Genomic DNA, 26,395 nt, shown 5'->3' on the forward strand with positions numbered 1-26,395 from the left:
TGACGCCCGACAACCGGAGGTCAGCATGAGCAGCGTCGTCGTAATCACCGGGTCCGCCGGCCTGATCGGCTCGGAGGCGGTCCGGCACTTCACCGGCCTCGGCATGGACGTGGTCGGTATCGACAACGACATGCGCGGCTACTTCTTCGGCGCCGACGGCTCCACCCAGTGGAACCTGCAGCGCCTGGTCAAGGAGGTCGGCGCCCGCTACACCCACCACAACATCGACATCCGGGACCGGGACGGCCTGGACCGGCTCTTCACCGAGCTGGGGTCCAACATCGGCCTGGTGATCCACGCCGCCGCGCAGCCCAGCCACGACTGGGCGGCCCGCGAGCCGTTCACCGACTTCGACGTGAACGCGGTCGGCACGATCAACATGCTGGAGGCGACCCGCCGGCACGCGATCGAGGCGCCGTTCATCTTCACCTCGACCAACAAGGTGTACGGGGACACCCCGAACTCGCTGCCGCTGGTCGAGACGGAGACCCGCTGGGAGCTGCCGGAGGACCACAAGTGGTTCGGTGGCATCGACGAGACCATGTCGATCGACAGCAGCATGCACTCGGTCTTCGGCGCCTCGAAGGTGGCGGCCGACATCATGGTCCAGGAGTACGGGCGCTACTTCGGCATGCGGACCGCGGTGTTCCGGGGTGGCACGCTGACCGGTCCCGGCCACTCGGCGGCGGAGCTGCACGGCTTCCTGGCGTACGTGATGCGCTGTGTGATGGAGCAGCGGACGTACAAGATCTTCGGGTACAAGGGCAAGATGGTCCGCGACGCGATCCACTCGCACGACCTGATCACCGCGTTCGAGGCGTTCCACCGGGCGCCCCGGGTCGCCGAGATCTACAACATCGGCGGCGGCCGGTTCTCGAACTGCTCGCACATCGAGGCGTTCGCGATCGCGTCGGAGATCACCGGCCTGGAGGCGCGCACCGAGTACGTCGAGGAGAACCGGGCCGGCGACCACCAGTGGTGGATCAGCGGCACGGCACGGTTCGAGGAGCACTTCCCGGAGTGGAAGCTGACCTATGACGTACCGGCGATCCTTCGGGAGATCTACCAGGCCAACCAGGAGATGTGGAAGGCCTGACTCTCGTTTTTTCGCGGCCCCGCGGCGTTTCGCTGCGGGGCCGCGCATTTTATGTGTCGCTGCTGCCACCCGGTTGAGTGCCAGGCGGCAGTTCGCTGTGCAATCTCTGTAAGGAGCGGTTACGTAATGACCCGTTAACCATAATTCGGTACATTGCCGAAATGTCCGACTTGACGCAGTCTTTGCGCCGGGACTTACCGGCGTCCATCGTCGTGTTCCTGATCGCCATCCCGCTGTCGCTCGGCATCGCCGCGGCATCGGGAGCGCCCTTACTCGCGGGCCTCGTCGCCGCCGTCGTCGGCGGCATCGTGGCGGGTGCCCTCGGCGGAGCCCCACTACAGGTCAGCGGGCCCGCTGCCGGTCTCACCGTGATCGTCGCGGGGACCGTCGCCGACTTCGGATTCGCCGGCACGGCCGCCATCGTGGCCGTCGCCGGTGGAGTCCAGGTCCTCCTCGGCGTGTCCCGGCTCGGCCGGGCCGCCCTCGCCCTCTCACCCGCCGTCGTGCACGGCATGCTCGCCGGCATCGGCATCGTGATCGCCCTCAGCCAGGTGCACGTGATGCTCGGCGGCGACTCGCAGAGCTCCGCCTGGCAGAACCTGATCGACCTGCCCGGCCAGATCATCGGCTCACACACGGTGGCCGCCGTCCTCGGCGTGCTCACCGTCACCGTCCTGGTCCTCTGGCCACGACTGGTGAAGATCTCCTGGCTGCCCGCCGCCCTCGTCGCGGTGGTGTCGATGACCGCCCTCGCGGCCGCCATCAGCGCCGACGTGGAACGCGTCCGGCTCCCCGACGAACCGCTCGCCGAACTGATCCGGCCCACCTGGCCGGACGCGCCACTCCGCGAGATCACCGTCGCGGTGCTCACCATCGCCATCGTCGCCAGCGTCGAATCACTGCTCTCCGCCGTCGCCGTCGACAAACTGCACGACGGCCCGCGCGCCAACCTCAACCGCGAACTCGTCGGCCAAGGCGTCGCCAACACCGCCTCCGGCCTGCTCGGCGGCCTGCCGGTGACCGGCGTGATCGTGCGCAGCTCCACCAACGTCGCCGCCGGAGCGCGCACCCGGATGTCGGCGATCCTGCACGGTGTGTGGATCGCGGCGTTCGTCCTGCTCTTCGCCGGCCTGATGGAGGCCATCCCGATGGCGGTGCTCGCCGCCGTACTCATCGTGGTGGGTCTGCGTCTCGTCTCACTCGCCCAGATCAAGACCTACGCGCGGCACCGGGAACTACCCACCTACCTGGTCACCGCGCTCGGCGTGGTCTTCACCGACCTGCTCACCGGCGTCGCCCTGGGCATGGTCACCGCCGTCGTGCTGATCCTCTGGCGGCTCACCCGCTCCGAGATCCGCCGGGTCGAACGATCCCCCGGCCAATGGCTGGTCACCATCAGCGGCACCCTGTCGTTCGTGGAATCGGCCCGGCTCAGCCGGGAACTCGGCGCCCTGCCGTCCAAACAGGACGTCGAAGTGGAACTGCACCTCGACTACCTCGACCACGGCGCCTTCGAGACGATCAAGGACTGGCAGACCGGGTACGAGAAAGCCGGCGGCTCGGTCCGCATCCGCGAAATCCACGACTCCTGGTTCCACCAGGCCACCTCGGGACGGCTCGGCGACGGCAAACGCACCCCGCGCCTGATCGGCTCCTGGTCCCGCTGGCAGGACATGGACCAGCAGCGCCGGGGCGCGATGGCGGCCGGCATCGCCGAGTTCGAACGCACCGTCGCCCCGATCGTCCGCCCCGAACTCGCCGACCTGGCCCGCGACGGACAACGCCCGGAACAGCTCTTCATCACCTGCGCCGACTCCCGGCTGGTGCCCAACCTGATCACCGCCAGCGGACCCGGTGACCTGTTCTGCGTCCGCAACATCGGCAACATCGTCCCGCCGCACGATGCCGGTGACACCTCCGTCGGCGCGGCCATCGAATACGCGGTCGACATCCTCGGCGTCACCACCATCACCGTCTGCGGCCACTCCGGCTGCGGTGCGGTGCGGGCCCTGATGAGCGACGCCGCCGGACCGGGATCCTCGCTCGGCGCCTGGCTCGGGCACTCCGGGGTCCGGTTCAGCGACCTGGCCGACGAGCGGCGATGCTGCACCGACAACGTGTTCCAGCAGCTCGTCAACCTGCGCACCTATCCGGCGGTGCTGGCCGCCGAGAAGGCCGGCCGGCTCAAGCTCACCGGCATGTACTTCGACCTCACCGAGGCCCGGATGTACACCGTCGACCCGGTGCGCGGCGACGCCCACCCGGTCTCCGTCGAGTCCACCGCCTGATCCACACCTCGGAGACGGCATTCGGCACCCGCTTCGTACGGGTCCCGAGTGCCGTTTCGGTCCATCGACCCACGTCACATCCGGAGTTAGCGTGCGGTGATGAGACTGCGCCAGCTTCCGGTCGGCGCGACGCCCAGGCTCCAGCTGGCGCATCGGACAGCCCCCGGCGGCCCCTACGACCTGCACCCGATCACCGAGCCCCGGCCCGCGGTCGGCACCGTCGACACCACGGTCACCTGCGGCACCTGCGGTGAACCGGTGCCGCTCCGGCTGTCCAGCGCCGAGTGGGTGCACTGGCGGCGCCGCAGCCGGCTGCACACCGGGGTGACGATCCTGCTGGCGTCGGTGCTGGCCGGCGCCCTGCTGGCCCTCCAGGACCGCCGCAACGACTGGGGTGGCGCGGCCACCGTCGGCGGCCTCATCCTGATCATGCTCACCGTGATCGGCGTCGGCCCGTATTTCAGCGAGTCCCGCGACGAGGACGGCGTGACCGGCTTCGACCCCCGCCACACCCTCCGCGAGCCCGGCGACACCCACGACCACGTCACCACCGACGGCAGCGACTACGAGCCCGGCCCGTAGCCCCGCCGACGCACTCCACCGCCCAGATCAGCGTGCCAACCTACGGTCCGATCCCGACCACAAGATGGCACGCAGCAGCACAACAACAACCACGTGCCACACTCCGGCCCGATCCCGACCACAAAACGGCACGCAGCAGCACGACAACAACCACGTGCCACATTGCGGCCCGATCCCGACCACAAGGTGGCACGCAGCAGCACGACAACAACCACGTGCCACACTGCGGCCCGATCCCGACCACAGAACGGCACGCAGCAGCACGACAACAACCACGTGCCACACTGCGGTCCGACCCCCACCACAAGATGGCACAGCAGCACGGCGACAACCGCGTGCCACATTGCGGCCCGATCCCGACCACAAGGTGGCACGCAGCAGGGTTGTAGCTGTCGCGTGGTGAACTGTGGCGCGGATCGGACCGCAAAGCGGCACGGTGCGCGGCGGCGTGACGTGTGGCGGGGTGCGGGTCACCACGGGGACTGCCAGCCGGCGACCTCCAAGGCGGAGCGGACCTGCCCGGCCACGACATCCGGCCGGGACCGGATGAGAGCCGCCGGGAACCGCAGCACCCGATCGCCCTCGATCCACAGCTGGTTCTGACGGATCATGTCATCGATCCACTGGCCCACCTCCATGTGATGAGATCCGTCGATCTCGGCGTGCACCCGCCACCGGGTCCAGTAGGCGTCCAGAAATCGCCATCGCCCACCCCCGTCACGACGACGAACCTGCCGATCGGGGGCGGGCAGACGATGCCGCAGACAGAGGTCCTTGAAGTCGATCTCGGCCAGCGAGTCCGACCCACCGGCCACATCGAGAACCGTCATCTCGATCAACCTGGCACGGGGCAACCGCCGGCGTATCGCCAGCACCGCCAACACCTCCTCGGGCAGAACCGCGCGCTGCTGCAACGTCATCGCGATGATCGTCCGTGCGGCGTCCCCGGACGGAGCCCAGGACGCCGCGTCGACCAGGGCCCGCGCGGTGGTGACCCGGGGCGGGCCACTCGACTGCGGGGCGTTCAGGTGCGAGCCACTCGACTGCGGGCTGTTCAGTTGCGGACCGCTCGACTGCCGATGCTCGTCGGGCAACACCCGCGTCCGGACGACCCGCACCCCCGGCATATCACCGGGCATCACGGGAAACCGCCGGCTGACCTTGCGCTCGGCCGGAACGACGATGCGCACTGCACCCTCCCGAAGACCGCGCACGCCCGCCGTGGTGAGAGCCGTGTCGCCCGCGAGCAACGCGTCGTCGCCGGCGGCCAGCACGGCCACCCAGAGTTGCTGAGGACGGCTCAACGGCCCGTTCGTCGTCACCACGATGCCGCGGCAGATCTTCCGCCAGCGCCCGGCTCTGAGATGCCCGCGAACCATCCCGCGCCCGAGCGCCTCATCGGCCTGGGCGGTGGTGAGGACTCCGGACTGTTGGAGACACGACCGGGCGAACGGGCTGTCCCCGGAGCTTGCTGTCGTCGGCATCCCGCCAAGCTGGCAGAAACTCCCACCCGCCCGCCGACGCCCTGTGGACAATCCCGCCACGCGTGGCCACTTCCGGCGCGATCCGCGCCACACCGTTCCACACGGTCGTGGGTTGGCTGTTGGGTGGCTAGCTGCGGCGAGGACAGCGCCACAGATCACCACGCGGGGTGGCAGTGAGCAGGCGCACGTTGCCGTGGGTGACGAGGACGGAGAAATGTGGGGGCCACACCATCACTCCCCCCTGCGGAAGGCACCTCATGCGCCTGCGTCCCTGGGCGGTGTGGGCCGCCGGGCTGGCCGCCTACATCGTCGCCGTGCTGCACCGCAGCTCGATCGGGGTGGCCGGCCTCGACGCACAGGAGCGTTTCGGGGTCGGCGCCGGCGCGCTCGCCGTCTTCGCGGTGTTGCAGCTGCTGGTCTACGCCGCTCTCCAGATCCCGGTCGGGCTGCTGCTCGACCGGTTCGGATCGATGCGGCTGGTGGTCGCCGGCGCCCTGGTGATGGTGTCCGGGCAGGTCCTGATGGCGGTCACCGACGGCATGGGCGGGGCGATCACCGCCCGGATCCTGGTCGGCGCCGGCGACGCGATGACGTTCATCAGCGTGCTGCGCCTGGTGCCGCACTGGTTCCCGGCCCGGCAGGTGCCGGTGCTCAGCCAGCTGACCGGCATCGTCGGGCAGGCCGGGCAGGTGCTCTCCGCGGTGCCGCTGGCCGCGGTGCTGGCCGGCCCCGGCTGGACCCCGGCGTTCCTCGGCGCGGCCGCCGCCGGCGTGCTGGTGGCGATCGTCGCCCTGGCCGCGCTGCGGGACACCCCGGAGCACCGGATCAACAACGGCGACTCGATGAGCTGGCAGCGGCTCGGCACCGACCTGGGCAGCTCGTGGCGGCACCCGGGCACCCGGCTGGGTCTGTGGGCGCACTTCACCACCCAGTTCACCGGGACGGTGTTCGCGCTGATGTGGGGCGTCCCGTTCCTGGTCGCCGGGCAGGGCCTGAGCCGGGCCACCGCCGGTGTGCTGCTGACCGTCTTCGTGGTCACCGGGATGGCCGCCGGGCCGATCCTCGGGCTGCTCACCCAGCGGCACCCGCTGCGCCGGTCCTGGCTGGTCCTCGGCATCGTGGCGATCAACATGACCGCCTGGGCGGTGGTCATCGCCTGGCCCGGCCGGGCGCCGCTGCCGCTGCTGGTGGCCCTGGTGGTGGCGCTCGGGCTGGGCGGTCCCGGCTCGATGATCGGGTTCGACTTCGCCCGCAGCTTCAACCCGCCGAGCCGGCTCGGCACCGCGACCGGGGTGGTCAACGTGGGCGGGTTCACCGCGTCGCTGGTGACCATCCAGCTGATCGGGCTGATCCTCGACTACCGCACCGGAGGGAGTAACGACTATCACATCGACGACTTCCGGGTCGCCATGTCGGTCCAGTTCCTGGTGGCCGCGGCCGGGGTGGTCGGCATCCTGCGCTCCCGGCACCTGACCCGCCGGCATGTCGCCGCCGAGAAGGCGGGTTTAGCGCCCGCTTATGCGGCAAAGGTCTCCTAGTTCGCGCATCGAACCCCGTCTCCGCCCGGCGTCTGTTCGCCGGGAGCCGCAGGCCGGCACCGGAGCGGGATTCGATCTGACGCAGGGGATTCGGAGGATATGTCCGAGCAGGCCAAGGGCCGTTTCTGGTCCGGTATCGACGTCCCGAAGACCATCGCCGGCACTCTCGCCGCCGTCTCGGCTGCCGTCCTGGGCTCGTTCCTGGGAGTGGCCGGCACGATGATCGGGGCCGCCCTGGCGAGCCTGATCAGCTCGATCGGGACGGAGGTCTACCACCGGTCGATCAACCACGGCACCAAACGGCTTCAATCGGCGTTCGTGGTGGCCCCGGCCGCGGTGGGCACCCCGTCCGTCCAGGCGGGTGAGGAGACCTCACCGTCCGACACCCCCGTCTCACCGACAGCCGCGTCCAGCTCTCCCCCGACGACGTCCGGTTTGCCCACAGCGGTCGGCTTGTCCGCGAAGACCGATTCGTCCACGGCGGCCGGGAGCGCCACCACGCCCGGCCGCGGGATCCGCTGGCAGCGGGTGGCCCTGGTCGCCGGGGCGTTCTTCGTGCTCGGCATGGGTGTGCTGACCACCGCGGAACTCTTCGCCGGCCGCTCGGCCGCGGACGTGACCAGCGGCCGGGAGAACGGCAGCCCCACCATCCTGTTCGACACCGCGAACGAGACCCGGGACGACCGGACCGGCGAGCGGGCCGACGAGGACGAGCCGCCGGTGGCCCCGTCGGAGACCCCGGAGACACCCGCCGGGACCGGCGCCACGACCGCGCCGGCCGACACCCCGGAGACGGGTGTCCCGGCGACGAACGAGCCGACCCCGGCCCCCACCCGGCCCGAGGTGACCACGCCGGTGGAGGAGCAGCCGGAGACCGGTGTGCCGGAGCAGAATCAGAACCAGACCGGCGACGCCGGCGCGGCGACCACCCAGGAGAGCGAGTGAGCATGGACGTCGGCGACATCCTCATCGACGGGTACACCCGGCTGCCGGAGACCATCGAGGCGGCCGTCCGCGACCTGACCCCGGAGCAGCTGCGCTGGGCGCCCCGGCCGGGAGCGAACACCATCGGCTGGCTGGTCTGGCATCTGACCCGGGTGCAGGATCACCACCTGACCGGGGTGATCGGCGGCGAGCAGATCTATCTGACCGGCGACTGGGGGCCACGGTTCGGGCTGGCCACCGACCCGGACGACACCGGGTACGGGCACACGGCCGACCAGGTGGCGGCGGTCGCGCCGGAGAGCTGGCGGACGCTGGTGGACTACTACGGTGCTGTGCACGACCGTACCGTCAAGTGGGTCGGCGGTCTGACCGCCGCCGACCTGGACCGGATCGTCGACCGCGACTGGGATCCGCCGGTGACGCTCGGGGTGCGCCTGGTCAGCGTGCTGGACGACGACGCCCAGCACGCCGGACAGGCGGCTTATGTCCGAGGACTGCTGTAACTGATCAGGCCGACGCGGGCTCGCTGAAGGGCAGCCGGATCAGGAAGCGGGTGTCCCCGGGTTCGGAGTGCACCGCGATGTCCCCGCCGTGCCCGTTGACCACGATGCGGTAGGAGATGTCCAGTCCGAGCCCGGTCCCCTGCCCCACCGGCTTGGTGGTGAAGAACGGCTCGAAGATGCGTTTGCGCACCTCCGCGGGGATGCCCGGCCCGGTGTCACCGACCGAGACGATCAGCCGGTCGTCCTCGCGGTAGGTGCGGATGGTGAGTGTCCCGGCCGCGTTCATGGCCTGCACCGCGTTGTCGATGACGTTGGTCCACACCTGGTTGAGTTCGGCCGGGTGGGCCGGGATCTGCGGCAGGGACCGGTCGTAGTCCTTCACCACCCGAACCCCCTCGCCGATCTTGTGTCCGAGCATGACCAGGGTGCTGTCCAGTCCGGTGTGCACGTCGATCCATTGATGGGCGGAGCGGTCCACGTGCGAATACTGTTTGGCCGCGTGCACCAGGTTGGACACCCGGCCGGTGGCGTCCTCGATGTCGCTCATCAGCTGTTCGGTCTCCAGGGCGTACCCGATCCAGTGGATCGCCTGGTCGAGCAGCTCCGGGGAGGCCAGCCGGGTCTCCAGTTCGGTGAGGCATTCGGTGTCGATGCCGCCCTGGGCGAAGACCGGCGCGATGTCCCAGCCGGCGGTGATCGACCGGTCCTCCATCCACTCGCCGAGTTCGTCCTCCAGGTCGGCGACCTGCATGGCGGTCATCACCGGCGCTTTCGCGGCCCGTTCGATCACCTCCTCCTGCAATTCCAGGAGGGCGACCAGCCGGTCGGGGGCGACCTTGCCGGCGGCCAGTTTGCCGAGTTTCATCCGCATCGCGGCGACCCGCTGGCGTAGCGCGCTGGTGGCCCGGGAGGCGGCGGCGGCCGGGTTGTTGAGTTCGTGCATCAGTCCGGCGGACAGCGCGCCGAGGGCGGACAGCCGCTGCCGTTCGCCGATCGCCGCCTGCGAGTTGCGGATCCCCAGGGCCAGGCCTTCGAGCAGGTGGATCGACATCGGGAACCATTCGCGCATGACCCAGCCGAAGTCGTCGGCGGACAGCACGTAGAACTCGGCGTCGGACAGCGCCCGCATCGACGCCATGTATTTGCGGGGCACCCCGTCGTCGCGCAGGTAGGCCTGGGTGGCGCCCATGTAGACGCCGCGCTGGTCGGTGCGGTTGGTGGTCACCTCGTCCTCGCCGACCCGGGTGGTCAGCGAGACGGCGCCGCTGAGCAGCACGAAGAACGATGCGGCCGGGTCGCCTTCGCGGACCACCAGGCCGCCGGAGCCGACCCGCATGGTGCAGCCGTGCTCGGCCAGCCAGCCGAGCTGGTCGTCGGTGAGTTTCTCGAACAGGAACAGGGTGCGCAGATCGCCGATGGTGAGCCGGCCGGGCTCGCAGGGTTCGATGACGATGGGCTCGTCGGTCATTGCGCCTCCAGATAGCGGTGGACCAGCGCGACGGCCATCGCACCCTCACCGACCGCCGAGGCCACCCGTTTGACCGAACTGGCCCGGACGTCGCCGGCCGCGAAGATCCCGGGGACACTGCTCTCCAGATAGAACGGATCCCGGTCCCGATCCCATCCCCGTGGGCGCTCCCCGTTCTGCAGCAGGTCGGTGCCGGTCCGGATGAAGCCCTTGCCGTCCCGCAGCAGGGTGTCGCCGAGCCAGTCGGTACGCGGTTCGGCGCCGATGAAGACGAACAGATAACCGCACTCGACGGTCAGTTTCGTCCCGTCCTTGCTGTCGCAGATGGTGATCGCCTGCAGGTGGCCGTCACCCTGCGCGCCGATCACCTCGCACCGGGTCCGCACCTCGATGTTGCCGACCTGGGCGAGCTGCTGGATCAGGTAGTACGACATCGACGACTCCAGGGAGTCGCCCCGGACCAGCAGGGTGACCCGGTTGGCGTACCGGGCGAAGAAGAGCGCCGCCTGCCCGGCCGAGTTGGCGCCGCCGACGATGTAGACGTCGGTGCCGGCGCAGGCCGGGCCCTCGGTGGCCGCCGAACCGTAGAAGACGCCCGAGCCGGTCAGCTCGGCCACCCCCTCGGCCAGCAGCGGGCGGTAGGAGACACCGGTGGCCAGCAGCACCGCGTGCGCGGACACCTCGCCCCCGTCGGCGAAGGTGAGGGTGCGGGCCGACCCGTCGGTGCGCAGCCCGACCACGTCGCGGGTGGTGAGGGTCTCGGCGGCGAACTTGTCGGCCTGCCGCCGGGCCCGGTCGGTCAGCTGGGCGCCGGAGATGCCGTCCGGGAAGCCCAGATAGTTCTCGATCCGGGAGCTCTGCCCGGCCTGGCCGCCGACCGCCTGCCGTTCGACGAGCAGGGTCTTGAGTCCTTCCGAGCCGCCGTAGACGGCCGCGCCCAGCCCGGCCGGGCCGCCCCCGACGATGATCAGGTCGTAGAAGTCGCGGTCCGGGGCGGTGGACAGGCCGGCCACCTCGGCGACCTGCTGCACGGTGGGGTGGGACAGGGCCCGGCCGTCGGCGGTCACCACCAGCGGCACCGACTCCGGCCCGGTCCCGGCGGCCTCCAGCAGGCGGCGGCCCTCCGGCTCGTCGGCGCCGAAATATTTGTACGGCACCAGGTTGCGGGCCAGGAAGTCGCGGATCTGGAAGGACGGCTCACTCCACCGGTGCCCGACCACCCGGATGTCGGCCACCTCCTGGTCGTTGGTGGCCTGCCAGGCGTCCAGCAGCGCGTCCAGCACCGGATAGAGCTTCTCCTCCGGCGGATCCCACGGCTTCAGCAGGTAGTGGTCGACGTCCACCACGTTGATCGCCTGGATCGCGGCGTCGGTGTCGGCGTAGGCGGTCAGCAGCGCCCGGCGGGCGTGCGGGAACAGGTCCATCGCCTGCTCCAGGAACTCGATGCCGTTCATCTGTGGCATCCGGTAGTCGGCGAGGATGACAGCGACCCGGCCGCCCCGCAGTTTCAGTTCGCGCAGCACGTCCAGGGCCTCGTCGCCGGAGGAGGCGCGGACGATCCGGTATTTGTCGGCGTAGCGGCGGCGCAGGTCACGTGCGATGGCTCGGGAGACGGAGGGGTCGTCGTCGACCGTGAGGATCGCGGCTTGGCCCATGATGTCGGTTTGTCCTCAGCTCTCGGGGTGGCGTTCCAGGTAGCCCCTGACATAGGGGCAGGTGGCTTTGATCGTGATCCCACGCGCCCGGGCGTCGGCGAGAGCCGCGGCGGCCAGGCGCCCGGCCAGCCCACGCCCGGAGAACGCCTGGTCCACTTCGGTGTCGGTCAGGTCGATGTGCCCGGCATCCCGGGTGTAGGTGAGGGTTCCGACGGCTTCCCCACCGAGCAGAACCTCGTACCGCTGCTGCTCGAAGTTGTCCACCACCACCGCGTCGGCCGGATCGTGCGCGACCGCCTGCGCACTGCCCTCCACCCGCAGTTTGCGCCGGGCCCGCTCATAGAACGAGGTCGTCCCGAACCGGACCACCCGGGCCGCCTCCGGCACCGGCCGGATCTCCAGGCAGTCCCCCGCCTCGGCATGCCCCTCGATGATCCCGTCCACCTCGATCGCCAGCCGCCCACTCGTCGGCAGCACATCCAGGGCCAGCTGCTCGGACGTGTCCACCACCAGCGACCGGTTGAACGACGAATGCGCGGCCGCCGCCGACACGATCAGCGCCTGCACGTTCGGCGACACGATCGGCCCACCGGCGGAGAAGCTGTACGCCGTCGACCCGGTCGGCGTCGACACGATCACCGCGTCCGCCGCGTAACTGACGAACCCGCGCCCCTCCACCCGGATCCCGACCGCGGCCAGCCCGTGCCCCGGCACCCGGACCAGCGCCACATCGTTGAACGCGGCCACCTCACGCCCACCCGGCAGCACCGTCCGCACCGCGGTCCGCGACTCCACCGTGTACCGATGCTCGTCGATCGCGGACAGCGCCTCTCCCAGCCCCGCGAGATCCACCTCGGCGAGGAACCCGAGCCGCCCCACGTTGACCCCGAGCACCGGCGTGTCATGCCCCTCGGCCAGCCGCATGGTCCGCAGCATGGTGCCGTCCCCACCGAGGCTGACCAGCAGTCCCGCCCGTTTCACCATCTCGTCGGCGGTGACCGCCTCGGCAGTGCACCCACTGATCCGGCTCACCTCGTCCGGCAGCCCCAGAACCGCCACCCCACGAGCCTCGGCCCACCCGGTGATCGCCTCGATCGCCGACCCACAGTCCCGCCGGGGATGGAGAACCAGCCCGACGACCTCGACCATGCCCACGGCACTTCCCCGTCCCTAGTCCTCGCCACGCAGCGGTCCCGCGGCCTTGTCGGCGCGGCAGCCCCTGTGATGCAGCCTTCCATGCCCCGAACCCTTTCGGCGACCACGAAAGACCGCGCCCAACGTACTCCGCTCCCCGCCGCCGACGCTTACCCCAAAAAAATTCAAACCCGTCATCCGGTACGGGCGATCAAGCCCTTCGCCAAGCCGGCGACTCCCGTGACTACACCGCGAGGTCCGCCCCACCCCGGACCGACCCGCGACCGCCGGGCACAGCAGAACTCACCGTCCCACGGTCCCGCCGCCGGAAGTCGAGGCCGGGCTCAGGATTCCCGGGTGGCCAGGGCCAGGAAACGGTCCGGGATGTCTTCGTAGCTGGTCAGGATCCAGCCGGAATCGGCCAGCAGCGGGCCGAGACGTTCCTCACTCAGCGGCTCGCCCGGGCGCAGGACGCGGCCGTGCCGGGCGGCCAGCTCCGCGCGGCCGGTCGGATGGAAGATCGCCAGGGTGCCGCCGGGGCGGGTCACCCGGGCCAGTTCCCGTAGCCCGGCGATCGGGTCGGGCAGATGGTGGACCAGACCCGCCGCGAAGATCACGTCGGCGACCGCGTCGGCCACCGGCAGCTGGCGGGCATCGGCGAGAACCAGATCGGCGCAGTCACCGCGTCCGGCTCTCCGGGCCGCGGTCAGCATGTCCGGGGTCAGATCCAGCCCGATGACCCGGCCCGCCGGCCCGGCCGCCGCCGCCAAAGCTCCCGATGCGCCGGACGAGGACTCGGCAACAACCGGCGGAAGCACCCCGGGCGAGGGATCAGGGGAGACGGCCTCGGCGAGGGCGGGCAGGGCCCGGCCGGTGCCGCAGCCGATGTCCAGGACGGTGTGGCCGGGATGGACTCCGGCCAGGCGGACCGCCTCCGTGTAACGGGGCATGTCGTCGCCGAACTTGGTGTCCCAGTCCGCTGCCCGGGCGGCGAAGAAGGCCTGGCTCTCCGAGCGGTACCAGCGGTTCACGTCGGCCAGGGACTGGTGCAGGTGGCGGATGACCGGCCAGTCCGGGTCGCGGTGGTCGATCACCACCTGGGCCCGGCGTTCGCCGTCGCCCTCGGCGAAACGGTGGCGGGGACCGCCGCGCAGGAACACCAGGATCTGGTCGGTGGCCGGTTCCAGGACGTTCAGGGCCGAGTCGAACATGCCGCCGCCGGGGCCGCTCAGCCCCAGGACGGCGTCCACGTTCCAGGCTCGGGCGGCGGGCGGGAACGCGGCCGCCAGGCGGGCGGCGAACGCGGCGGCGGCTCCGGGATCGCCGCCGTCGACGATCACGGTGAGTGGGGCCCGGGGGGCCAGGACCTCGGCGAGCAGCGCGGTGACTTCGGTGATGCGTTCCGGCACGAGCACAGCATGACCGGGCGGGTGTGACGGGCGCAACGCCAGATTGGGTGCACTTTTCGCCCGCATTTGTGACCGGAACCGGACGGTGCCCGGAACTGTCCAACCATCATGCGAAGACTGATCACGCTGTTGGCCATGACGGCTCTGGCCGCGGGTGGATGCGCCGGGACCGCGTCGCCGGACGGCGCACCGGACGGCCGGAACGAGAACGGCGCCCCGGCGGCGAGCGGGCCGGCCGGGCCCCAGGCCGGGCTGACCGTGCTGCGGGTGCTCGCCGACGAGTCGTTGGAGCAGATCTTTCCGGAGATCGAGCAGGGTTTCGAGGTGCTGAACCCGAACATCGAGGTGCTCCCGGCGTACGCCAAGGGGCCCGATCTGACCCGGACCGCCGCCTCCGGCGAGAAACCGGCCCTCCTGGTCACCGACGATCCGATCGCCCCGCTGGCCGCCGGCCGGACCTCCGAGAAGATCGGCCGGCTGATCGTGGTCACCCTGGACGAGGCGGATGGCGCCGCGGCGACGTTCACCGACTTCCTCCGGGAGGGCGACGGGAAACGGATCCTGATCGATTCCGGTCTCCTGCGCCCATGAAAGACGCCCATGAGAGACGCCCGTGAAAGACCGCCTAGAAGGACCCGGCGAGGACCGCCTGATGCACGGCTCTGGCCAGCGGCGCGCCCCACCGCGACCGCGGCCCACCGTAGGCGGCGACCGGCCCGCCGATCGGGCAGAGCACCACCACCGCGTCGGTGGCCGTCCCGGTGGCCGTCAGCCCCCGCTCGGCGAGTGCCTGCGCCTTCGCCTCGGTGGCGGTGGCGACCGCGTTGACCAGGGCGCCGTCGCTGAGCCGCTGCGGCACCCAGACGACGATGTTGACGGTGCCGGGGTGGTGGCCGAATCCGGGGTCGGGTGAGGCGGCCGGGATCGGCGCGCCCAGCCCGACGGTGGCGGAGACGTGCACGCCGTCGTCGGCCGTGGTCACCACCTCGGTCACGTCGACGCCGGTGAGCAGCCCGATGCCGGGGCCGGTCAGTCCGAGGCCGGTGGCGAGGGCGGCCAGGTGGGTGTCCGGGTCGGGGCGGGCGTACGACATCGGCACCGTCGCGTTGATCAGCCAGTGCCGGGTGCCGAGGCCGCCGCCGTGGACCGCGCTGGAGATGGCGAGCAGCGGTTCCGGGAAGCGCCAGAGCAGCAGGGGGACGTCCTGCCCGTCCTCGTGACGGCGGGTCAGGGCGGGGCCGGCGAGCACTATGTCCACTCGTGGGCGAGGACCGCCCAGATCTCGGTGTCGTTGCGGCGGCCCTGCCACGGGTACGACTCGCGCAGCAGCGCCTCCCGGGTCATCCCGAGGCGCTTGGCGACGTTGGAGCTGTTCAGATTGGCCGGATTGCAGTGCCACTCCACCCGGTGCATGCCGCGGGTGGTGAACGCCCAGTCGATCAGCACCCGGGCGGCCCGGGTGATCAGCCCGCGCCCGGTCCCCGCCGGCTCCAGCCAGACACCGATCTCACAGTTGCCGGCCGCCGCGTCGAAGGCCACGAACATGGTGCCGCCGACCAGGATCCCGTCCAGCCAGATGCCGTACAGCCGCTGCTTGTCCTTGGCGGCGTTGTCGGCGTAGCGCTGCAGGGTGGCGGTCGCGCTGGCAAGATCGGTACTGACGCTGGCCCACGGGATCCACGGATCGACGGTCTCGCGGGCCCGGTCCATGTGTGCCAGGAACTCCTCGGCCTGCCACGGTTCGAGCGGGCGGAGCTGGGCACCTTCGGTGAGTTCGATCGAGAACACGGTGCAGAGCCTAACGGCGGTAGGGCCGCAAGGCCGTACCCGCCGCCGAGCGGAAGGCGCACGATAGGGACATGAACGACAGCGACGAGGTCAAGCGCGCACTGGTTCAGGCGGCGGACGCGGCCCGGTTCGCCCCGTCGATCCACAACACGCAGCCGTGGCGCTGGGTGGTCCGGGACGGCCGGCTGGAGCTGTTCGGGGTCGCCGAGCGCCAGCTGCGCGAGCAGGACCCCTCCGGCCGGATGCTGCTGCTGAGCTGCGGCACCGCGCTGCATCACGCCCGGGTGGCGCTGGACGCCGAGGGCTGGCGGCACGAGGTGGAGCGGCCGGCCGGGGAGCCGCTGGCCGTGCTCCGGCCGGTGGAGCGGGTCCCGGTCCCGCCGGAGGCCACCCGGCACTTCCAGATGCTTCAGGTGCGGCGCACCGACCGGCGGACGGTGACCGACGAGCGGGTCTCCGAGGACACGCTGAGCCATCTGGTGAAGGTGACCGAGGAGGGTGGCGCCCACCTGCACGTGCTCGGCCGGGATCAGGTGATCGCGCTGGCCGTGGCGGTGGACCGGGCACAGCACGCGGAGGATTCGGACGAGCGGATCAAGGCCGAGACGGCGACCTGGGTGGGTGGCGAGCGGCCGGACGGCACCGGCATCCCGGCGTCGGTGCTGCCCGAGGAGGTGCCGCTGACCACGGTGGCGGAGCGTGACTTCCAGGCGCGGGGCACGCTGCCGGCCGGGGACGGGCACGATCAGGCCGCCACGTACGCGGTGATCTACGGTGACGGTGACGAGTCCGGGGACTGGCTGCGCGGTGGTGAGGCGCTGAGCCGGCTGTGGCTGGCCGCGACCGAGCAGGCGGTGAGCCTGCTGCCGTTGAGTGGCCCGGTGGAGATCCCGTTCACCCGGCAGACGCTGCGCCGGATGCTGGGGGATGTCGGTTTCCCGTTCATCGCGGTGCGGCTGGGCACGCTGGATCCGGCGACGTCGGCGCCGCCGAAGACCCCCCGGCTCCCGGCCGGGCAGGTCATCGACGTGGCGTGACGGGAGGCCGGCCGCCGGCAAGCGGCCGGCCTCCCCAGGGCGGAGGAGGGGTCAGTGCGGGTCGCCCTCCGGGCCGAACGCGGCCAGGAAGCGGTCCCGGAAGGTGTCCATCCGCCAGACCGGCGCGGCCGGCTCGGGTTTGAGGCCCTCGTTCCAGCCCCAGCCGTTGATCCGGTCGAGGGTCTTCGGGTCCTTCGCGATGATCGTGATCGGCACGTCCCGGGTGGCTTCGGCGCCGACCACCACGGAGGCCGGCTGGTGATCGCCGAGGAAGACCATGACCAGGTCGTCGCCGCCGTATTCGGCCATGTGCCCGAGCAGGCTGTCCATCGAGTAGGCGAGGGAGCGGGCGTACTCGGTGCGGATCCGTTCGTCGTTCTTCCAGACGCTGCCGGTGCTCTCGGCCCGCTCGACCATCGGGCCGTAGACGGTGCCGTCGCCGACCTGGTCCCAGGGGAGCATCGACGGGACCGGCGCCCACGGGGTGTGGCTGGAGGTGAGGGTGATCTCGGCCATCAGCCGGCCGCGGTCGTTCTTGCCGTACTCCAGTTGCTGGAAGGCGGACATCACGAACTGGTCGGGCATCGGGGACCAGCTGAAGGTGGGGCCCTGGTAGCCGAGGGTGTGCGAGTCGTAGATGTGGTCGTACCCGTAGAACCTGCCTTCCGGCCAGGCGAAGACGATGCCGGGCTGGACGCCGACGGCCCTGTGGCCGGCGTCGGCGAAGGCACGGGTGAGGGTGAGCCGGTCGGACGAGACGAGGCTGCGGTAACGCTGCTCGTTGTCGATCCACAGCCCGGACAGGAAGGTGGAGTGGGCCAGCCAGCTCCCGCCGCCGGCGGTGGGTGAGCTGAGCCATCCGCTGCGGCTGGCGTACCCGGCGGCGGTGAGCTTGTCACCGTTGGCCTGGAGGCTGGCCAGGACGGCGCCGTTGTAGGCCGGGTTCTCGATGGCGTCGCGCCCGTAACTCTCGATGAACGAGATGATCACGTCCTTGTCGCGCAGGGCGGTGAGCATCTGGTCGGCGTCGCGGTCCCGGTAGTTGTCGATCTGAACCTCGGCGGCGAATCTCTTGCGGTCGGCGAGGTTCTGCGGCAGGGCCATCACGGTGTGCCCGGCCAGGTCGGCGGCGGCGTGCGAGGCGACCGGGAGGCCGCCGATCAGCTGGACGCCGAGCCCGGCGAGCACCGCCCAGGCGACTCCGGCGGTGCCGAGGCCGCGCCAGGAGCCGGTCCGGTGGCCGCGCATCACCGTGTCGAGGCGCAGCACGGCCCAGGTCATTCCGGCCGCCAGCAGCACCGCGCCGACCATGATCCCGATGGTGACGCCGATGGTGGCGGCCTTGCCGATCGAGTCGACGAGGAAGTTGAACCCGTCGTCGAAGAGGGCCCAGTCGAGCACCGGGTCGAAGCGGCGGGCGAGCACGGCGTAGAAGCCGATGTCGATCATCTTGATCACGGTGAGCAGACCGAGCGTGACACCGAGGCCGATCACGATCGGCCGGCGGCCCTTCTTCGGCAGCAGGAGCAGGACCGCTCCGGCGATCAGCGCCTCCAGCGGGATCCGCAGGAGGGCGGTCCAGGGCGAGTTCCCGGGCGGCAACCGGGTGATCTGGTCCGGAACGATCAGGGCAAGAAACACCAGCACTGCGGCGAATCCCGTGGTCACGTGCCGGACGACCCGGCGGTACGGCTTCGTTGGGCTCACGTCCCCTTCATACGCCACGGGCGTAATTCCGGTTCGACCGCGGTAATTCGTTTGTCTGAGTGAGTACTCGCTCATTAAAGTCGGCCGTCATGGAGAACCGACGCAGACGGGTCCCGGCGATGGCTCCGGAGGAGCGCCGGGCCGCCCTGATCGAGGCGACCATCCCGCTGCTGCACGAGCACGGGCTGGAGGTGAGCACCCGGCAGATCGCCAGCGCCGCCGGGGTGGCCGAGGGCACCATCTTCGGCGTCTTCGAGACCAAGAGCCAGCTCGTCGTCTGCTCGGTGCTCAAGGCGCTCGACCCGCAACCCGACCTGGACGGGCTGGCCGCGATCGACCGGTCCGCGCCACTGCGCGAGCGGGTGATCGTCGCCGCCGAACTGGTGCACCGGCGGTTCCTGGAGCGGGCCCACCTGATGCACGCGGCCCGCAAGCTGATCATGGTCGGTGAGCAGGATCCGGAGACCGTCGCCCGGATGACCGCCAACCGGGAGAGGCTCGGCGTCGCGCTCGCCGACGTCTTCGCCCCCGACGCGGAGCGTCTCCGGGTGACCCCGGCCCGCGCCGCCCACCTGCTGCTGATGTTCTGCGGCGCCAACACCTTCGGGCCCTACGGGGAGCCCGACTCGTTCAGTGGTGCGGATCTGGCGGCTCTGCTGCTCGACGGCATCCACATCAAGGAGACCCCGACGTGCTGATCAAGTTGTTGAGAGTCCATCTACGGCCCTATCGCCGGGACATCACCCTGGTGGTGCTGTTCCAGTTCCTGCAGACCATCGCCACCCTCTACCTGCCCGCCCTCAACGCGGACATCATCGACAACGGTGTGGTCCAGGGTGACACCGGCTACGTGATGCGGGTCGGCGCCGGCATGCTCGGCATCACCCTGCTGCAGATCGCCGCGCAGGCGGTCGCGGTCTACTTCGGCGCCCGGACCGCCATGGCCGTCGGCCGTGACCTCCGCTCGTCGATCTTCACCCGGGTGCAGGAGTTCTCCGCCCGCGAGGTGGGCCAGTTCGGCGCCCCGTCGCTGATCACCCGGACCACCAACGACGTCCAGCAGATCCAGATGCTGGTCCTGCTCACCTTCACGCTGATGGTGTCGGCGCCGATCATGTGCGTCGGCGGCATCGTGCTGGCCCTGCGCGAGGACGCCCCGCTCTCCGGGCTGCTGCTGGTCATCGTGCCGCTGCTGGTCACCGTGATCGGCCTGATCATCGCGCGGATGCGGCCGCTGTTCCGGTCCATGCAGGAGCGGCTGGACCGGGTCAACCTGGTGATGCGCGAGCAGATCACCGGCATCCGGGTGATCCGGGCGTTCGTCCGTGACGAGCACGAGCGCCGGCGGTACGGAGTGGCCAACGACGATCTGACCCAGGTGTCGCTGCGGGTCGGCCGGATCATGGCGCTGATGTTCCCGACCGTGATGCTGATCGTGAACATCTCCAGTGTGGCCGTGCTCTGGTTCGGCGGCATGCGGATCGACAGCGGCGGCATGCAGGTCGGCGCGCTCACCGCGTTCGTCAGCTACCTGATGCAGATCCTCATGTCGATCATGATGGCCACCTTCATGTTCATGATGGTGCCGCGTGCCGAGGTCTGCGCCGAGCGGATCGACGAGGTGCTGAGCACCGAGTCCAGCGTCGCCCCGCCGAGGACGCCGGTCACCACCCTGGCCCGGCACGGCGAGCTGGAGCTGCGCGACGTCGGATTCCACTATCCCGGGGCCGAGGCAGGTGTGCTTTCGGGGGTACATCTGACCGCCCGCCCGGACGAGGTCACCGCGATCATCGGCAGCACCGGCAGCGGCAAGACCACCCTGCTCAACCTGGTCCCCCGGCTCTTCGACGCCACCGAGGGCCAGGTGCTGGTGGACGGCGTGGACGTCCGGGAGATCGATCCCGGCCTGCTGGCCGGTGTGATCGGCCTGGTGCCGCAACGGCCCTACCTGTTCACCGGCACCGTCGCGTCCAACCTGCGCTACGGCAATCCGGACGCCACCGACGAAGAGCTGTGGCAGGCCCTCGACATCGCGCAGGCCAGGTCGTTCGTCGAGTCGATGGAAGGGCAGCTCGACGCGCCGATCGCCCAGGGCGGCACCAACGTCTCCGGCGGGCAGCGGCAGCGGCTCGCGATCGCCCGCACCCTGGTGCACCGGCCCGAGATCTACCTGTTCGACGACTCGTTCTCGGCCCTCGACTACGCCACCGACGCGGCGCTGCGGGCCGCCCTGACCGAGCACATCACCGGCGCCACGGTGGTGATCGTGGCCCAGCGGGTCAGCACGATCCGCGACGCCGACCGGATCATCGTGCTCGACGACGGCAAGGTCGTCGGCACCGGCACCCATGAGGACCTGATGGAGACCAGCCCGACGTACCGGGAGATCGTCCTGTCGCAGTTGACCGTGGAGGAGGCGAGCGCCCGATGACTCAGCCCCAGCGCAGAGGGCCCGTTCCGGGTGGGCCGCCCGCGGCACGCGCGATGATGGCCGGCGGGCCGCCCGAGAAGCTCGAAGACTTCAAAGGCTCCACCAAGCGTCTCTTCAGACTTCTCCAACCCCAGCGGGTGTACGTGGGAGGAGCGCTCGCATTCGGTGCGGTCGGAGTCTTCCTCTCCGTCCTCGGGCCGTATCTGCTCGGCCGCGCCACCGACGTGATCTTCTCCGGGTTCCTGGGCAAGATGCTCCCGGCCGGGATCACCAAGGCACAGGCCGTCGACGGTCTGCGCGCCGAGGGCAAGGACACCCAGGCCGACCTCTTCGCCGGCATCGACTTCGTGCCCGGCCAGGGCATCGACTTCGACCGGCTGGGCCGGGTGCTCGCCTGGGTGGCCTTGATCTACCTGTTCGCGTGGGTCTTCGGTGTGCTCCAGGGCCGGCTCACCACCCGGGCCGTCCAGGCCGCCGTCTACGACCTGCGGCAGCAGGTGGAGGAGAAACTCGGGCGGCTGCCGCTGTCCTACTTCGATCAGCAGCCGCGCGGCGAGGTGCTGAGCCGCGCCACCAACGACACCGACAACATCGCGCAGACCCTGCAGCAGACCTTCGCCCAGCTGGCGACGGCATTGCTGACCATTGTGGGCGTACTCGGCATGATGTTCTGGATCTCCCCGCTGTTGGCTCTGATCGCCCTGGTCACGGTGCCGGTGTCGATCTGGCTGACCACGGTGATCGGCAAACGGTCCCAGCCGCAGTTCGTCGCCCAGTGGAAGACCACCGGCCAGCTCAACGGGCACATCGAGGAGATGTTCACCGGGCACACCCTGGTCAAGGTGTTCGGCCGGCAGCACGAGGCCTCGTCGACGTTCGCCGAACACAACGACAAGCTGTACGCGTCCAGCTTCCGCGCACAGTTCATCTCCGGCCTGATCCAGCCGGCCATGATGTTCATCAGCAACGTGAACTACGTGCTGGTGGCGGTCGTCGGCGGGCTCCGGGTGGCGTCCGGCACGCTCACCCTCGGCGAGGTGCAGGCGTTCATCCAGTACTCCCGCCAGTTCAGCCAGCCGCTCACCCAGGTGGCCAGCATGGCGAACCTGGTGCAGTCCGGGGTGGCCTCCGCGGAACGGGTATTCGCCCTGCTGGACGCCCCAGAACAGTCCCCCGAGCCGGCTTCGGTAGCGCTGGACGGGGTGCAGGGACGGATCGCCTTCGAGAACGTCTCGTTCCGCTACCTGCCGGACAAGCCGCTCATCGAGGGCCTGAACCTGACCGTCGAACCCGGCCAGACCGTGGCCATCGTCGGCCCCACCGGCGCCGGCAAGACCACCCTGGTCAACCTGCTGATGCGGTTCTACGACGTGACGTCCGGCCGGATCACCATCGACGGGGTCGACATCGCCTCGATGCCCCGTGAACAGTTGCGTTCACACATCGGGATGGTGTTGCAGGACACCTGGCTGTTCGGTGGCAGCATCGCCGAGAACATCGGCTACGGCGCCTCCTCGCCTTCTGCGGATCTGGTGACACGGGCAGCCGAGGCCGCCCACGTCGACGGCTTCGTGCGGATGCTGCCCGACGGCTACGACACGAAGATCGACGAGGAGGGCTCGAACGTCAGCGCCGGGCAGAAACAGCTGGTCACCATCGCCCGCGCCTTCCTGGCCGAACCCAGCATCCTGATCCTGGACGAGGCCACCAGCTCCGTCGACACCCGCACCGAGGTCCTGATCCAGCGGGCCATGGCCACCCTGCGCACCGGCCGGACGAGCTTCGTCATCGCCCACCGCCTCTCCACCATCCGCGACGCCGACGTGATCCTGGTGATGGAGAACGGCACCATCGTCGAACAGGGCACCCACGAGTCACTGCTCGCGGCGGGCGGGGCGTACTCCCGGCTGTATTCGGCCCAGTTCGCCGAGGCCGTCGCCGAGGTGGATTAACGGGAAAGGGGGGCGGCCGTCGGGCCGCCCCCCTTTCTTATCGGTACCGGTGTTACTTGATGGTGATCCACTTCTCGGCGGTCCAGCCGAGGTTGATCCCGGCGGTGGAGTTGACCACCGAGGCCCGGATCTTCAGCTTCGCCTTCGACTTCTGGGTCCAGGTGTCCTTGTAGACACCGTTGGACGCCGTCTTGCCGGAGTCGATCTTCTTCCAGGTCTTGCCGCTCAGCCAGTAGACCGTGACCGTCTGGCCGCCCACCTTCGGGTTACCGGTGACCGAAGCGGTCAGCTTGCCCTTGGTGCTGCTCAGCGACAGCGACGGGCTCTGCGTCAGCTTCACCGTCTTGACCGCGGAGACCTCACCCTGCGAGGAGACCGCGAACGCCATACCGGTGGTCACCGACCGGTCGGTGAACTTGAACCAGCCCTTGGCGTCCGCCTCGGTCGAGGCGAGCACCTTGAACTTCTTCACATCGGTGGTCGGCAGGGCGGCGCCCCACAGCTGAACCGTGCTGTTCGGCGTGGCCATACCCTCGAAGGAGACCTTGCCGGCGCCCTTCGCCGGGCCCTTGGCCGTCAGGGTCGGCTTGACCGCCTTGTCGTCCGACTTGATCGTGACGGTCGCGCCGCCCTTGATCACCAGCGCGCCCAGCGGCCCCGGGGTACCGAGCTTGACCTTGAAGTTCTCGTCGCCCTCGGCGTCCCAGTCGTCGATGATCGGGACCTTGATGCTCCACTTCAGGGAGCCCGGCGGGATCTCCAGCTTGCCCGCGACCTTGTCGTAGTCCTGGCCCGCCTTGGCGGTGCCGTCCTCGGTCCAGAACGGGATGGTGACAGTCTGGACGGTCGAGGTCGCCTCACCGATGAAGGCCAGCGAGACCGGAACCTCGGCGAACCCGTCCTTCTCGTTGACGGTGATGTCATCGATGGACGCGGCCGGCGGCAGGTCCAGCGGGTCGTCGGTGATCCGGACCTCGGTCGAGGAGATCGCGAAGCCCCGCAGGATCGAGCTGGCCTCGGTCGCGGTGACCATGAACGTCTCGGTCGGTTCGTCGATGAGGTCGTTGAGCAGCGGGAACGCCGGCAGGTTGAACGGCGTCGGGGTCAGCTTGGAGAGCGCGCCCTCGTAGCCGGCCGGGATCGACGCGTTGTTGATCAGCGTGGCCGGGACCTCGAAGTCCACCCCGCTGGTCGCCGGGTCCACCTTGCCCGGAGTCACCGCGAAACCGATGTCGTACGCGTACTGCGACTTGCCGACGACTGTCGGAACCACGGTCACCGAGGTGCCCTCGGGGCCTGCCGCGGCAGCGTAGGTCAGCTTCGGCTGCGCGTCGTCGTTCTCGATCACCACACGGGAAGCGCGGATGGTGTCCGGACCCGAGTTGTCGATGATCGTGGCCGGCGGCGTGAAGGTGACCGTGAAGGCCTCGTCCCGCTCATAGATCACGTCACCGTTGATCGGAACCGAGAGAACGCCCTTGGACTCCCCCGCCTTGACCGTGACGCTCAGAACAGACGGCAGATCGTAGTCGTTGCCACCGACCGTGCCGGCCGCCTCGACAGCGCCGCCGTCGGCGATGACCGCGGTGAAGACCGCATCGGTGCCGACCGGGCCGCTCAGGTTGATCGGGACCATCGCCATCGTGGCGCCGGTGTTGCCCTCCAGGAGAGAGACGTCGGCGGTCGACCAGGACGGCGCCGGGTCGTCGTCGGTGATCGTGAACTCGACCTCACCGGTGGAGGCCACACTGGCCACCGCGTTCGGGTCGGTGACCACGAGCTTGAACTTCTCGTCGGGCTCGTCGATCCGGTCGCCGATGATGGTGACCGGGATGGAGACCAGGTCACTGTTGGCGGGCACCGAGATCGAACCCGCGCTGCCGATGAAGTCCTCACCGTTCTTGGCGGTGCCATCGGCGAACTTGTAGTTGAGCGTCGTCGGCAGCGTCGAACCCGCCGCGAACCGGAGCCAGATCTTCTTCTCGACCGGGCCGCTGTTGCCCTCGGTCCACGTCTTGGTACCCGCGGCGAAGGGATCCACCGTGCTGTACTCGACGGTCTGACCGGCCTGGACATCGGTCACGATGCCGTTCGCGGTCGTCGGTGTGCCGAGTGCGGCGTTCGTCGGGCTGCTGAGCGTGACCCGGACGTTCTCCGGCCCCTCGAAGAGGTTCGTCGGGAACAGCGTCGTCGGCATCATGACGTTGCTGCCCTTGGCGTACGACGGCACCGTCACGGTGTCGGTGCCGGTGACGCCGATGCCCCAGACCACGTCGTTCGGGTCGACGTTGGTCGCCCCGACGGTGGCCGCCTTGGCGGTGCCCGTCGCCACACCCAGCGCGTTCAGGGAGGCGGTGACCGGCTTCTCCGACGGGTTCGTCAACATGAGCGGGAAGGTCAGCGGAGCGCCTTCCTTCACGGTCGCCGCGTCGCCGACGCTGATCTTCGGCTCGGGGTCGTCGTCCTTGATGCCGATCTGCACGGCACCCTGGCCCGGAACCACCGCGCCACCCAGCGTGGTCCGGCTGGCGTCCTTCTCCACCCGGAAGTACTGGGTCGCCGTCTCGTGCGAGGTGTCGTCCCAGAGCTCGATCGAGATGCTGCCGGAGGTCTCGTTCGCCGGGATCACGATCTTCGCGTCGGTCGGAAGAGCGGTGTAGTCCCGGTTCGCGTTGCCCTCGGAGGTGGCCCAGTTCGTGAGATAGCTGACGGGGCTGTCCGGCGTTCCGTTGTTGTCCAGGTCGAGCACCGCGTCCAGCGTCTTCACCGGGATGGTGACGTCATGCTGCTGCGGATTCTTCTGCTTCGCGGTGACTGTCACCTTCCGCTGGACACCACCCGTCGCCGTCTCGACCTCGGTCTCCACCGGAGCGGTGAGGATGATGTCGTTGGCGGTGTCGAGGTTCCAGATCGTTCCGGTGCCGTTGGCCTGCGGATCGGTGGACGCCGCCGCGGGAATCGTGTCGCCGGTCGGGACGGCCTGCAGCTTCAGCGTCTCGGTGGCGGCGTCCGTCAGACCCGCGTCCGGGATGCTGACCGTGACGGTCGCCTTGGCCGGTGCGCTCGGACTCGAAATCGGGAACGAGATCTGCGGCGGGGTGGAGGACGCGACGAAGGAGGGCGAGTTGGCATCGGTCAGAGCCGAGAAGTCGCCGTCCGCCAGTGTGGCCGTCCCATCGACCAGACCGAAGTCGAAGTTCGCGGCGGTGGTGCCGGTGTAGGTGACGGTGAAGACGAGCTTGCCGCCTTCCCAGGTCTCGGCGTTCGAGATGGTCAGGAAGTCGATCGGGGCGGCCCAGGCGGCCGAGGGAACCATGACGGCGGGAACGAAGCCGACGGCGGCAGCGGTCGCGGTCGCTAAGAGCCGCTTGACTCGCT

General features: G+C 69.9%; 20 protein-coding genes. 11 read left to right on the forward strand and 9 right to left on the reverse strand.

Annotated elements, in window-relative coordinates:
- Positions 1-25: 25 nt before the first annotated feature.
- The 3 genes from ACQ0O7_RS19405 to ACQ0O7_RS19415 all read left to right on the forward strand — a co-directional run bounded on the left by ACQ0O7_RS19405 (position 26) and on the right by ACQ0O7_RS19415 (position 3,966).
- A complete protein-coding gene (locus tag ACQ0O7_RS19405) occupies positions 26-1,096 on the forward strand; it encodes an NAD-dependent epimerase/dehydratase family protein (RefSeq protein ID WP_430783535.1) in 1,071 nt (356 codons plus the stop codon).
- Between the two features lie 161 nt (positions 1,097-1,257).
- Positions 1,258-3,384 carry a bifunctional SulP family inorganic anion transporter/carbonic anhydrase gene (locus ACQ0O7_RS19410; protein WP_430783536.1) on the forward strand — a complete coding sequence of 709 codons (2,127 nt, stop codon included), beginning with the start codon at positions 1,258-1,260 and terminating at the stop codon, positions 3,382-3,384.
- A gap of 99 nt (positions 3,385-3,483) precedes the next feature.
- Positions 3,484-3,966, forward strand: a complete 483-nt coding sequence (locus tag ACQ0O7_RS19415) for a hypothetical protein (RefSeq protein ID WP_430783537.1) — start codon at positions 3,484-3,486, stop codon at positions 3,964-3,966.
- Positions 3,967-4,436: 470 nt separating this feature from the next.
- Here ACQ0O7_RS19415 and ACQ0O7_RS19420 read toward each other — a convergent pair whose 3' ends face one another.
- On the reverse strand, positions 4,437-5,450 hold the full coding sequence (locus ACQ0O7_RS19420) for a hypothetical protein (RefSeq protein WP_430783538.1): 1,014 nt from the start codon (positions 5,448-5,450) through the stop codon (positions 4,437-4,439).
- Positions 5,451-5,707: 257 nt separating this feature from the next.
- On the opposite strand from ACQ0O7_RS19420, the gene ACQ0O7_RS19425 reads away from it, so the two are divergent.
- The 3 genes from ACQ0O7_RS19425 to ACQ0O7_RS19435 all read left to right on the forward strand — a co-directional run bounded on the left by ACQ0O7_RS19425 (position 5,708) and on the right by ACQ0O7_RS19435 (position 8,436).
- The gene (locus tag ACQ0O7_RS19425; protein WP_430783539.1) at positions 5,708-6,988 is read left to right on the forward strand and encodes an MFS transporter; all 1,281 of its coding nucleotides are present in this window, start codon (positions 5,708-5,710) and stop codon (positions 6,986-6,988) included.
- 99 nt (positions 6,989-7,087) lie between these two features.
- Entirely contained in the window at positions 7,088-7,933 is an 846-nt protein-coding gene (locus ACQ0O7_RS19430) for a hypothetical protein (protein ID WP_430783540.1), read from the forward strand.
- Between the two features lie 2 nt (positions 7,934-7,935).
- Positions 7,936-8,436: a mycothiol transferase gene (locus tag ACQ0O7_RS19435; protein ID WP_430784003.1), complete on the forward strand. Its 501-nt coding sequence runs from the start codon at positions 7,936-7,938 to the stop codon at positions 8,434-8,436.
- Between the two features lie 4 nt (positions 8,437-8,440).
- Here the strand turns inward: ACQ0O7_RS19435 and ACQ0O7_RS19440 are convergent, their stop codons facing one another.
- The 4 genes from ACQ0O7_RS19440 to ACQ0O7_RS19455 form a co-directional block, all read right to left on the reverse strand.
- A complete protein-coding gene (locus ACQ0O7_RS19440) occupies positions 8,441-9,904 on the reverse strand; it encodes an ATP-binding protein (RefSeq protein WP_430783541.1) in 1,464 nt (487 codons plus the stop codon).
- The gene (locus tag ACQ0O7_RS19445) at positions 9,901-11,559 is read right to left on the reverse strand and encodes an FAD-dependent oxidoreductase (RefSeq protein WP_430783542.1); all 1,659 of its coding nucleotides are present in this window, start codon (positions 11,557-11,559) and stop codon (positions 9,901-9,903) included. Before ACQ0O7_RS19445 ends, ACQ0O7_RS19440 begins: the two co-directional genes overlap by 4 nt.
- A 15-nt stretch (positions 11,560-11,574) precedes the next feature.
- Positions 11,575-12,708, reverse strand: a complete 1,134-nt coding sequence (locus tag ACQ0O7_RS19450; protein ID WP_430784004.1) for an NAD(+)/NADH kinase — start codon at positions 12,706-12,708, stop codon at positions 11,575-11,577.
- Between the two features lie 329 nt (positions 12,709-13,037).
- Entirely contained in the window at positions 13,038-14,102 is a 1,065-nt protein-coding gene (locus ACQ0O7_RS19455; RefSeq protein WP_430783543.1) for a class I SAM-dependent methyltransferase, read from the reverse strand.
- A 108-nt stretch (positions 14,103-14,210) separates the two neighbouring features.
- Here ACQ0O7_RS19455 and ACQ0O7_RS19460 point away from each other — a divergent pair, with 108 nt between their 5' ends.
- Positions 14,211-14,693, forward strand: coding sequence for a hypothetical protein (locus tag ACQ0O7_RS19460; RefSeq protein WP_430783544.1), 483 nt, complete (start codon positions 14,211-14,213; stop codon positions 14,691-14,693).
- Positions 14,694-14,727: 34 nt separating this feature from the next.
- On the opposite strand, the gene ACQ0O7_RS19465 is transcribed toward ACQ0O7_RS19460, so the two are convergent.
- Complete coding sequence (locus ACQ0O7_RS19465; RefSeq protein ID WP_430784005.1) at positions 14,728-15,351, reverse strand: adenosylcobinamide amidohydrolase; 624 nt, start codon at positions 15,349-15,351, stop codon at positions 14,728-14,730.
- Positions 15,351-15,890, reverse strand: coding sequence for a GNAT family N-acetyltransferase (locus ACQ0O7_RS19470; protein ID WP_430783545.1), 540 nt, complete (start codon positions 15,888-15,890; stop codon positions 15,351-15,353). Before ACQ0O7_RS19470 ends, ACQ0O7_RS19465 begins: the two co-directional genes overlap by 1 nt.
- Before the next feature lie 71 nt (positions 15,891-15,961).
- Here ACQ0O7_RS19470 and ACQ0O7_RS19475 point away from each other — a divergent pair, with 71 nt between their 5' ends.
- Positions 15,962-16,927 carry an Acg family FMN-binding oxidoreductase gene (locus ACQ0O7_RS19475; RefSeq protein ID WP_430783546.1) on the forward strand — a complete coding sequence of 322 codons (966 nt, stop codon included), beginning with the start codon at positions 15,962-15,964 and terminating at the stop codon, positions 16,925-16,927.
- A 51-nt stretch (positions 16,928-16,978) separates the two neighbouring features.
- Here ACQ0O7_RS19475 and ACQ0O7_RS19480 read toward each other — a convergent pair whose 3' ends face one another.
- Positions 16,979-18,634 (reverse strand): sulfatase, encoded by a 1,656-nt coding sequence (locus ACQ0O7_RS19480; protein ID WP_430783547.1) that lies wholly within the window; start codon positions 18,632-18,634, stop codon positions 16,979-16,981.
- 89 nt (positions 18,635-18,723) lie between these two features.
- On the opposite strand from ACQ0O7_RS19480, the gene ACQ0O7_RS19485 reads away from it, so the two are divergent.
- From ACQ0O7_RS19485 to ACQ0O7_RS19495, 3 genes are read left to right on the forward strand one after another with little or no spacing between them, the layout of a single operon-like run.
- Positions 18,724-19,332 carry a TetR/AcrR family transcriptional regulator gene (locus tag ACQ0O7_RS19485; RefSeq protein ID WP_430783548.1) on the forward strand — a complete coding sequence of 203 codons (609 nt, stop codon included), beginning with the start codon at positions 18,724-18,726 and terminating at the stop codon, positions 19,330-19,332.
- A complete protein-coding gene (locus tag ACQ0O7_RS19490) occupies positions 19,326-21,065 on the forward strand; it encodes an ABC transporter ATP-binding protein (RefSeq protein ID WP_430783549.1) in 1,740 nt (579 codons plus the stop codon). The genes ACQ0O7_RS19485 and ACQ0O7_RS19490 overlap by 7 nt, the downstream gene beginning before the upstream one ends.
- 53 nt (positions 21,066-21,118) lie before the next feature.
- Positions 21,119-23,017 (forward strand): ABC transporter ATP-binding protein, encoded by a 1,899-nt coding sequence (locus ACQ0O7_RS19495; RefSeq protein WP_430784006.1) that lies wholly within the window; start codon positions 21,119-21,121, stop codon positions 23,015-23,017.
- A gap of 52 nt (positions 23,018-23,069) precedes the next feature.
- On the opposite strand, the gene ACQ0O7_RS19500 is transcribed toward ACQ0O7_RS19495, so the two are convergent.
- The gene (locus tag ACQ0O7_RS19500; protein ID WP_430783550.1) at positions 23,070-26,333 is read right to left on the reverse strand and encodes a Calx-beta domain-containing protein; all 3,264 of its coding nucleotides are present in this window, start codon (positions 26,331-26,333) and stop codon (positions 23,070-23,072) included.
- Positions 26,334-26,395 lie beyond the last annotated feature (62 nt).

This window comes from Actinoplanes sp. G11-F43 (assembly GCF_050589265.1).
Lineage (GTDB): Bacteria > Actinomycetota > Actinomycetes > Mycobacteriales > Micromonosporaceae > Actinoplanes.